Below are 9,573 nucleotides of genomic sequence, written 5' to 3'. Positions count from 1 at the left end.
CTCTTTCGCTTGTTGTATCCGCTTGTATAACTTTGATCATTATTTGCGTTAAACGGCTGACCATTCTACCATCGGCAGAATTCAAAAGCAAGGCTTTCGAAAGAGTACAGAATCTATATTTCTTCGCTAAATTAAAACTCTAACATTTAAATATCAATTAGTTAGTATTTTTATTTACTTTATATCCTCGTATTATTTTAAACTTACAGATTTTTTAGTATGTTGCGTATATAATTAAATTTTCTTTTGTGAAATATAACTAATCATCTCGAATCAAGGGTTTTTGTCAGTAAGTTTGAAGTACTTAAAAAAAACATTATACTAATGTATATAGATGTTAAAAACTACTCTTTCTTTTTTCTTTCGGCTAAGTATTCGTTCAATTTCTTTCCGTATTTAGATTTTGCTACTTTAGGAGACATTGCTTTTGCGATAGTGTCTAGATATTTAATATTGATATCATAAATATCGGTTAAGGCAATATATGGAGCCACTTCGTAATCACCATTTGTTAAAGCAAAGTTTCCAGCATATAAATACCTGCGTTTCAAAAGAGCATCTTGTTTTTTAGTATTTTCCGCTGGGTTGTTTTTTTTGGCTTTTAGCGCTAATAATTCGTCTTTTAGATAACCCAATTGTTGGTCATTAAATTTAGATATGATGTCTTTGTATTGTTCGTAAAGTTCTTGGTTTTTTGAACCTGTTATTTTTGCTTTAGCTAAGAAAAATTCTAAATCAGTATCAATATTCATTTTTCCTGGTTCTGCAAAGAACAGTAAATTATTATCTATAGAGTTTGATACACCACGATCAAGATTCAAGTATAACATTTCTGGCGAATCTAGTTTTATTGTACTTTCAAAAGATGATTTTCCGTTTATGATAATACTATCGAGAATAACTAATGTGGTATCTTGAACTCTCTGAATATATAATTTCCCTTTTTTCAGGCCTTTTATATTCCCTGTGATTTCTAAGGTATTTTCTGATTTTTTTTCTTCACCACAAGAAGTAAGCATTGTGATAGATAATAGTGCAATAATTATTTTGTTCATCATATTTTAATTTGCCGCAAAATAATAAAAAAATCCTCAATTTGCAGTACAAAATGAGGATTTATATTATTTATAATTTACAGATTAACCTTTTAACCAAGCATTTTTAATAACATTTTTGCTTGTATCAGTGGCTTGTAATCCTTCTGCTTCATCATAGGGTAATTTTATTGTACCTTTTACTTCACTTTCTTTTCCGTCTCGTTTTATTTTTACAGTAATAGGATCATTTTCTTTCCAATTTTGGCTTACCATAATTAAATCATAAATATTGTCTAGATTATAATTTGTACCATTTACTGCTTTTAGAATATCACCATTTTTTATTCCTAATGCGGCATAAAAAGTAGGTAATTCTATTTCAGGAAGCACCATTATTTCCTTTGTTGCTTGATTTACGGTTATGTAAGGACTTTGACCTTTTAAGAATACATTTCCTGGAATTTTGCGTTTAGATTCTGTTACACCAACTCTTGCAAAATATTTATCGTAAGGAATAGGAGTAGGACCACTCACATAGGTTTCTAAAAATGTTTTTACTTCTGGGTAAGTAAAGGAAGCTATTTTGTCGAATAATTCATCGTCATTAAATGGTTTTTTTGCACCATATTCGTTAGTCAATTTTTGCATTAAGTCTAGAATTCCTCTTTCGCCATGACTATTATCTCTAATAATAATATCTAAGCACATACCTATTAATGCTCCTTTTTGGTATACGTTTAAGTATTGATCTTTGTATGGTTTATCTAAAACATTAGCACTCATTGTCGTAAATGGCATCGTGTCATTCATTGCTGCTGCTTGACTTATTTTATCTGACATGCGATTATAAAAATCTTCTTCTGATATTAATCCTTGATTTACTTGAAATAAATTCGCAAAATATTCAGTTACACCTTCATACATCCACAAATGTTTAGACATTTTAGGTGCATTAAAATCAAAATACTGAATCTCTCTTGAGTGAACTCCAAGTGGTGTTACAATATGAAAAAACTCATGAGAAACCACGTCTTTAAGTTGCTCTGCCATTTGTTCTTTAGGCATCATTTCTGGCATCACTACTGTTGTAGAGGTTGGGTGTTCTAATGCGCCAAAGCCTTTTGCATCCGCTTTCTTTACGTCAGATAAGTACAATAAAACTGCATATTTTTTAGTGCTATTTATAGCCCCTAAAAATTTCTTTTGTGCACGCATCATGGTTTCCATTGCAGGAGCAATATCGGCTACTTTATATGTTCCGTTTGGCGAATATACACTGATTAATATTTCCATATCATCAACTTTAAAGGTTGTATAATCTGGTTTAGAATACATGATTGGGTGTTCTAATAAGTCGGCATAACGATAGGATTTAAATACATCTTGCGTATTACTTGCATCTGTATCTGTCATAGAAGTAGCTCCAAAAAATGTTGCTGGATGAGTTATTGTAGTTGTATATGGTACTTCTAATTTATCTGAAAAATAGCCCACGAAACCATGTGTATTTAACATAAAATTTTCAGGAGAAATATTTGTTCCAGCTGGAGAAAACACATCGCCACCGCCAAAATCCCCTTTGCCTGTTTCCGTGTCAAAAGTATCATTTACCCAATAGGTTACTTTTTGTAGTTTTTTAGCATCAGTAATTTTCCAAGAATTTTCATCAATTTTTGTAATCGCTAATTCATTTCCTTTGGCATCAAGAGCTTTTACGTTTTCGATATATTTTCCGTAATTATCTGTAGAGTAAGTTCCAGGAACGGTTTTAGGAATGCTAAATGTTACGATATCAAGATTGGTTGGTGTTGGCAACAATGTTACCATTACTTTGTCATCTTTTATATTATTTAAGTCAATAGAAACATTAACTTCAGGATTTACAGTTGTTGTAGTTTGTTGTGCTGTTTTACAACTTAATAAGACACTAGCAAAAGCAAGTGTATAAATTATTTTTTTCATTAACTTATGATTTGAAAGTTTTTATATAAGTGTATAAAAGTAAATAAAAGTTACGTTTTTAAATACGTTTTATTTTATTTGAATTTTTATCCAACTTAAAATTTCTTGCAAGGCGATTGGAGAAAATGTTTGTTCTATTTTCGAGTATTCTTCTACCGAACCAGTATTGCATTCTTGAAATAAGTGATTTAAATTAGGTAAAATCTTAGTTGTAATTTTTTTGTTTCCACCTTTTGCTAACGCTTTTTGGATTGCTTCAATATTTATTTTTGCAGAAACTTGAATGTCTTTATCTCCGTTTAATGCTAAAACTGGACATTTTACTTTTTCTAATGAAGTTTCTGGATCAAACTTTATAAAAAATTGAAACCAAGCATTTGTAAGATATTGCGTTACAGTTTTTAATTCATCTGGTTTATTTTCGTTTTTGTATTGTTCTGACAAATAAGAAGTTATTTTTTCATTCAATTTTTCATCATTTATATCTGAATCGATAATAATTTTGTAAGCGCCTCCTATTATTTTTTGTCCTTTTTCAATTTCAATTTCAGAAACTCCTGCTAAACGCTCAATTTCTTCTTTTTGCAAAAGCATAAGTTTATCACCCCTTACTCCAGTTCCTGCTAGTAGAATTATAAAATTGATGTCTTTATTATCTTTTGCAACCATTGGCGCAATTACGCCTCCTTCGCTATGCCCCATTAGTCCTATATGTTTAGGATTTATCTCTTTTCTGGATTGTAAATATTGCACAGCTGCTTTAACATCATTTGCGAAATCTTGAGTTGTTGCAGTTTTGAAATTTCCTTTAGACTCAGCTATTCCTCTATCATCAAATCTCAGGACTGCAATACCATTTTTAGTTAAATAATCGGATATAACTAGAAATGGTTTGTGTTCTAAAATTTCTTCATCTCTGTTTTGTGGGCCACTTCCAGTTATAAGAATTACTACAGGAAATTTTCCTTCCTTTTTTGGTAATGTTAGTGTTCCTGCTAGCGTAACTCCATCTTTTTTATTCTCGAATGTAATGTCTTCACTAATATATGAATATGGTTTTACAGGATTTTGAGGTCTAATTACTACTTGTTTTTCTACTTTTTCTTTCGATAAATTCATAGGAAAACTAGTGCCTCGTTGTTTAAAATTTCCCACAATGATGTTGTCTTTTCCTAAAACACCTTCATATTCAATCATAGCATTTGGGATAGTTATTTTTAAAGTTGAATTTTCGAAACTGGTTGTATTTACAGGAATACCGAATGCTTTTTGGTTTGGACTATCCATTGTGGAAGCATAAATATTTCCAGTTTTAGAAATATTAAAAACAAGCGGTAATTGTGTTCCTTGTACTTGCAAAGCACCATACCAAGATCCAGATATTTCTTGACTAAATACTATTGATGTTGCTAATGTGACGATGAATAAGATTGTTTTTTTCATTTTGCGTTTAATAAGTTTATTGTTTCAATTGGACTTTTAACTTCTATAATTAGTTTGTCGTAATTGCAATGATTGAGTTCAACAATAATTGCATTTTTCTTGTTGCTAACATCCCAAAAGTTACGTTTGCCTTTTTTTAGATAAGTTCCTGCGGTTATAACCCATGGCAGTTGCGTACCAAGCATTTTCCAACCTATCCAAAAAGTAAAATCTTCATCACTTTGACTAGCTTTTATGATATTTTCTTTTTTAACTTTAATTTTGCTTTCAAAAGTCCAGAATTGGTGATTTCCCAAAACATCAAAAACAAATTCATTTTCGGTTGCTGTTACTTTTACCATTGTTTTTTCTTTATAAAAATTTATAAATAATTACTTTAGATATAATTTCAGCAAATAAAATTGCCAATATAAATAATAAAGTATGTTTTGTTTCTTTTGAGTTTGTAGCAGTTTTGTAACCTTTATATAACAGGAAAATAGACCAAATTAAAATCGCAATTAGGATAATAGTTTCAAATAGCATAAATCCAATTTCACTAGCAGTTAATGTATTTATTTTGTTTGAGGTTGCTAATGCTAATATTTTATTACCAATTATATAGGATTTATTATTGATATTTAGAATTGATGCAAAATAGAAAGGTATTCTAGAAATAAGGACTGTCGTTAAAATATCAATAAATCTCGTTTTCTTATTAATGTATTTACCAATTATAATAAGTGAAAAGGTTAGGATTAGAATATCTGTAGCTAAATAAGATATGGTTTCATAATAACTTATTTGTTCTGTAAAATGTAAGTCTAAAACGCCATCATATCTTACATTAAAAATATAGGCAAGGCAACACCCAATTATTGTGGATAAAGTTCCGACAAGCAATAATTTTTTTTCAGAATATCTTTCGAATGGATTGTAAAAAATATTTTTCATAATTATGATTTAGTCTTTAGAGTATTAATCTTTTGAATTATATCATCTAATTTATTTCTTACAGTAGGATAACTATTTCCCATTTGCGATGCCATTTCTTTTAGGCTTCCGCTAGTAAGAAAAAATTGAAGAATAAAATTTTGTTCCTCTTCAGAAATTTGAAGTAATATAGGTAACGAGTAATTTCCAGAAACCGATGTGGTACAATTACTACAGGAAAGCTGTGTTACAGAAAGTGAACTTTCGCAGCTCGGACATTGTATGGGAAGTTTAGGTTGCATAATAGTTATTTTATATTACACAAAGTTAAATAATATTTATATATAAATTAATAAAATTTATATATTATTTAATTATATTAAAAATAGTTATTTTTGAAAATAGAAAAATCTCAACCTTTCGATTGAGATTTTTCTATAAATAAGATTTTTAAATTATTTTAATAAAACATTTACTTTATTAATAATTAAAAATTTCTTCTAATGTAACTTCTTCAATTGTACCTAATTTTTTTAAAGCTTCAAAATCTAAACTCTCTTTTTTACCAATAATAGCTGTATTGTATTTTTTGGTTTTCACTTCTTTATTAAAGAAATCATTGGTGTTTTCTAAAGTAAGATTCTGAATATTTTTATACACATCACTTCGGTTATCATAATCGAAACCTAATTTTTTTAGTGCTAATTGACTGAAGAAAATGTTAGTTTTACTTATTCTGGTAGAAGCAATTTGTTTTAAACTCGACTCTTTTGCGTTGTTAAATTGTCTTTCTATTTTTGGCATTTCGTTTAGTAAAACCGAAATAGCATCAACTGCTTGTGGCAATTTGTTCGCTTGAGTTCCAATAGAAACTTGCATATAATCGCTTAGAATTTTATCGGTAGGCATTCTGTAAACCGCATTTGCAGAATAAGCAAGCGATTTAGATTCTCTAATTTCTTGAAAAACAATAGATGATAATCCAGAACCAAAATAATTATTAAAAACATTTACAGTTCCAGTATTGCTAAAGTTGTATTTTTCTCCTTTGGCAATTCGAGTCATTTCTGCTTGTACCATATCGTAATTTGCAAAATATACTTTGTCTTGAGTTACAGGTTCTGCATATTCTTTTGCTACAGGAATAGCTTTGTTTGCATTTAGGTTGTGATTTTTTTCTAATGAAGCTAGAATTGGTTTCAAATCATTACCGTAAAAGAAAATTTGATGTTGATAATTAGTTATGTCTTTTAATAAATCCGTCAATTCCGAAGCTTTCATTTCTTTCAATTCTTGTTCAGAAAGAATATCTCTAAAACGAGAATTAGCACCATATTTCGCATAGTTTATTAATGCGTTCATTATAGATTCTTTTCGTTTTTTTGCGTTGCTTCTAGTATTTAAAAGTGTTGCAACTGTTGTGTTGTATACTTCTTGATCTGGTTTTACATTTCTTAATAAGTTTTCTAGTAAAGCAATTCCTTTTGGTAAATTACTTTCTAAACCAGAAAGATAAATATAGCTTAAATCATTTCCAGCACTTACTGAATAGGTTACGCCAATTTTGTAAAACTCTTTTTTAATGTCTTCAACACTCATTGTGTCGGTGCCTAAATAATCTAATATTTCAATAGCCAGTGGTAATTTCTTGTTATTATCCGAACCCATATTAAAGATATAATATAGCTTAGCAATTTCATTAGATTTGTTTTTCACAAAACTTATCGTTGTGTTTTTTACTTTTTTACTTTCAATTTCTTTTTTGTAATCGATAAAAACAGGCGCTAAATCTTTAGATTTTATTTTAGAAAATGTTTTATAAAATTCCGATTGCGCCTCTCTGTTTAATTGAATAGGAGTGATGCCAGGATTAGAAACACGAACTAATTTGTCATTTACACCTTTAGTTTTATATACTGCAACGTAATTATCTTTGTAAAAATCATTGGCAAATTTTACTATATCAGTTTTGGTGATTTTTGATGCTTCGTCAGTTTCGGAGATGATGTCGCTCCAGTTTCTACCTTGTATAAATGCTTGGTAGATAGTTGTTGCTAACCCGTCGCCAGTTTCAAAGGTTTTCATAACATCAAGCTTCATATTGTTAATGATAGCAGGAATCATCATTTCGTCAAAGTTTCCTTTTTTAACTTTATCAATTTCGGCAAGAAGCATTTTTTCGCCTTCTTCTAATGTTTGTCCATCTTTTGCGGATAATGATAAAGCTTGGTAGCCATAATCGTTAAAAGCTGTTGAACCAGATCCCGCGCTTAAGGCTAGTTGTTTTTGATTGATGTTTGAATCAATTAGTCCGACATCGCCAGAATTAGATAATATATTAGAAGTGATTTCGGATAATAATGCTTCTTTTGTACCTGCTCCTGCAGTTCTCCAAGCTAGAGTTAAACGTTCGGCAGTAGGACTTTTTACTTCGCTTCTTACGATTGAAGTCATAGGTTTTTCGGTTACTAATTTGAATTTTGGAAGCTCTTTGTATTTCATTGTCCCAAAATAAGTATTAACCATTTTAATGGTTTTGTCAAAATCTAAATCACCAACTAAAACGACAGCCATATTATTTGGTACATAATAAGTATCAAAATAATTGTGAATCGCTACCATCGATGGGTTTTTTAGGTGTTCTGGTTTTCCAATGGTTGTTTGTGTTCCGTACGGAGTTGTTGGAAACAAATCTTTCATTAATTGGTAGTTTACTAATCGTCCGTCGTTGTCTTGCGCACGGTTATACTCTTCGTAAACTGCTTCTAATTCTGTATGAAAAAGACGCAAGACCAATTCTGAGAAACGTTCTTTCTCGACAATCATCCATTTTTCGAGTTCGTTTGAAGGAATATTGTTTTTGTAAACAGTTTCGTTTAACCAAGTGTGTGCATTTGTTCCTTTTGCTCCCAGAGATGAAATAAGTTTGTCATACTCGTTTGCCACCGAATATTTTGAAGCTTCTTGCGACACTTCATCTATGCGTTTGTATAATGCTTTTTTCTTTTCTGGATCGGTTTCTGTTTTGTGTTGTTCGTATAGATCAGAAATTTGTGCAATTAGTTTTTTCTCAACTTCCCAATTTTGAGTTCCAATTTTGCTGGTTCCTTTAAAAACCATGTGTTCTAAATAGTGAGCCAATCCGGTATTGTCAGACGGGTCATTGTTAGAACCTGTTCTTACTGGGATATAAGTTTGTATTCTTGGTTCGTCTTTATTTTGTGCTAAGTATACTTTTAGTCCGTTTCTTAGTGTGTAAACTCGAACGCCGGTTTTGTCATTTTTGACTACTTCGTAAGAGTAGCCTTGAGCATCTTTCTTTTTTTCAGTAGTGGTTGTTTGTGCATTCATTATAAAGATACCTAGCGTTAAGCAAGCGGTTAAGATTATTGTTTTCATTTATTTTTAGTTTGTTTCAAAAATAAGGAAACTGTATAGTAATTTTCTGAAAGTTATGTTAAAAAGTAGTGTTGGGTTTTTATTACAGCATCTTGCGTTAGGGCTATACACTACAATCTCTCTCGTCTTTTGGAACGAGAGATTGTAGTGTATAGACCGACCCTTGTGGTAACGCCCAAACTAATTTTAATACAACTCCCAATAGAAAGATTGGGAGTTGTATTAAAATTAATCAATAGCCATTTCTGTAGCAATTGCAATTCGGTTCCAAGCATTGATTGTGGTAATCAATATAATTATTTCAGCAATGTATTTCTCGTCAAATAATTTTCTTGCATTGTCATAAGTTGCTTTTGACAAATGATTTTGTATCAAAGTAACTTCTTCGGTCATAGCTAGAATGGCTTGCTCTTCTTCAGTATAAAGAGAAGTTTCTCTCCAAGCATTCAATAGATATATTCGCTGTTCTGTCTCTCCCATTTTTCTAGCATCTTTGGTGTGCATATTAATACAATAAGCACAACCATTAATTTGGGAAGCTCTAATTTTGATTAGTTCTTTGTGAGTTGGAGTTAATGAAGTAGAAGCGATGTATTTTTCTAATCCCATCATTGCTTTGTATGCTTCTGGCTGTGTCTGTAAAATGTTTACTCTTGTTTCCATTTTGAATGTGTTTTTAAATTCATTACAAAGTTTAGGAAATGAATTTTCAAAAAACTTGAACTACTTCAAGAAAACTAATTTAGACTTTGCCTGCTCGTATTTTACTCATGAATTCTGGAGAAAAATCCAAATAAGAAGCTAACATATATTGGGGAAC

8 protein-coding genes are annotated in these 9,573 nt (G+C 30.4%); all 8 read right to left on the bottom strand.

What is annotated here, in order from left to right; genetic code table 11:
* Positions 1 to 344: 344 nt before the first annotated feature.
* The 8 genes from ABI549_RS12310 to ABI549_RS12275 all read right to left on the bottom strand — a co-directional run bounded on the left by ABI549_RS12310 (position 345) and on the right by ABI549_RS12275 (position 9,416).
* Positions 345 to 1,055 (bottom strand): DUF4369 domain-containing protein, encoded by a 711-nt coding sequence (locus ABI549_RS12310; protein ID WP_348076762.1) that lies wholly within the window; start codon positions 1,053 to 1,055, stop codon positions 345 to 347.
* 84 nt (positions 1,056 to 1,139) lie between these two features.
* Positions 1,140 to 2,999, bottom strand: a complete 1,860-nt coding sequence (locus tag ABI549_RS12305; RefSeq protein ID WP_348076761.1) for a peptidase M61 — start codon at positions 2,997 to 2,999, stop codon at positions 1,140 to 1,142.
* A 69-nt stretch (positions 3,000 to 3,068) separates the two neighbouring features.
* Positions 3,069 to 4,442, bottom strand: a complete 1,374-nt coding sequence (locus ABI549_RS12300) for an alpha/beta hydrolase (protein WP_348076760.1) — start codon at positions 4,440 to 4,442, stop codon at positions 3,069 to 3,071.
* Entirely contained in the window at positions 4,439 to 4,783 is a 345-nt protein-coding gene (locus ABI549_RS12295) for a hypothetical protein (RefSeq protein WP_348076759.1), read from the bottom strand. Before ABI549_RS12295 ends, ABI549_RS12300 begins: the two co-directional genes overlap by 4 nt.
* Positions 4,784 to 4,793: 10 nt before the next feature.
* Entirely contained in the window at positions 4,794 to 5,375 is a 582-nt protein-coding gene (locus tag ABI549_RS12290) for a hypothetical protein (RefSeq protein ID WP_348076758.1), read from the bottom strand.
* Between the two features lie 2 nt (positions 5,376 to 5,377).
* Positions 5,378 to 5,656, bottom strand: a complete 279-nt coding sequence (locus ABI549_RS12285) for a DUF2089 family protein (protein ID WP_348076757.1) — start codon at positions 5,654 to 5,656, stop codon at positions 5,378 to 5,380.
* A 178-nt stretch (positions 5,657 to 5,834) separates the two neighbouring features.
* Positions 5,835 to 8,753 (bottom strand): insulinase family protein, encoded by a 2,919-nt coding sequence (locus ABI549_RS12280; RefSeq protein ID WP_348076756.1) that lies wholly within the window; start codon positions 8,751 to 8,753, stop codon positions 5,835 to 5,837.
* A 228-nt stretch (positions 8,754 to 8,981) separates the two neighbouring features.
* On the bottom strand, positions 8,982 to 9,416 hold the full coding sequence (locus tag ABI549_RS12275; RefSeq protein WP_348076755.1) for a carboxymuconolactone decarboxylase family protein: 435 nt from the start codon (positions 9,414 to 9,416) through the stop codon (positions 8,982 to 8,984).
* Positions 9,417 to 9,573 lie beyond the last annotated feature (157 nt).

The organism is Flavobacterium sp., from assembly GCF_039932285.1.
In the GTDB taxonomy this organism is placed as follows: Bacteria; Bacteroidota; Bacteroidia; order Flavobacteriales; family Flavobacteriaceae; genus Flavobacterium.
The sequence above is the reverse complement of the archived record's forward strand: the minus strand, read 5'-3'. Positions and strand labels throughout refer to the sequence as shown.

What these genes read in the sequence shown, in the direction of transcription:
- ABI549_RS12310 (WP_348076762.1), bottom strand. Translation starts at nt 1,055, where the DNA reads ATGAACAAAATAATTATTGCACTATTATCTATCACAATGCTTACTTCT.
- ABI549_RS12290 (WP_348076758.1), bottom strand. Translation starts at nt 5,375, where the DNA reads ATGAAAAATATTTTTTACAATCCATTCGAAAGATATTCTGAAAAAAAA.
- ABI549_RS12275 (WP_348076755.1), bottom strand. Translation starts at nt 9,416, where the DNA reads ATGGAAACAAGAGTAAACATTTTACAGACACAGCCAGAAGCATACAAA.
- ABI549_RS12280 (WP_348076756.1), bottom strand. Translation starts at nt 8,753, where the DNA reads ATGAAAACAATAATCTTAACCGCTTGCTTAACGCTAGGTATCTTTATA.
- ABI549_RS12300 (WP_348076760.1), bottom strand. Translation starts at nt 4,442, where the DNA reads ATGAAAAAAACAATCTTATTCATCGTCACATTAGCAACATCAATAGTA.
- ABI549_RS12295 (WP_348076759.1), bottom strand. Translation starts at nt 4,783, where the DNA reads ATGGTAAAAGTAACAGCAACCGAAAATGAATTTGTTTTTGATGTTTTG.
- ABI549_RS12285 (WP_348076757.1), bottom strand. Translation starts at nt 5,656, where the DNA reads ATGCAACCTAAACTTCCCATACAATGTCCGAGCTGCGAAAGTTCACTT.
- ABI549_RS12305 (WP_348076761.1), bottom strand. Translation starts at nt 2,999, where the DNA reads ATGAAAAAAATAATTTATACACTTGCTTTTGCTAGTGTCTTATTAAGT.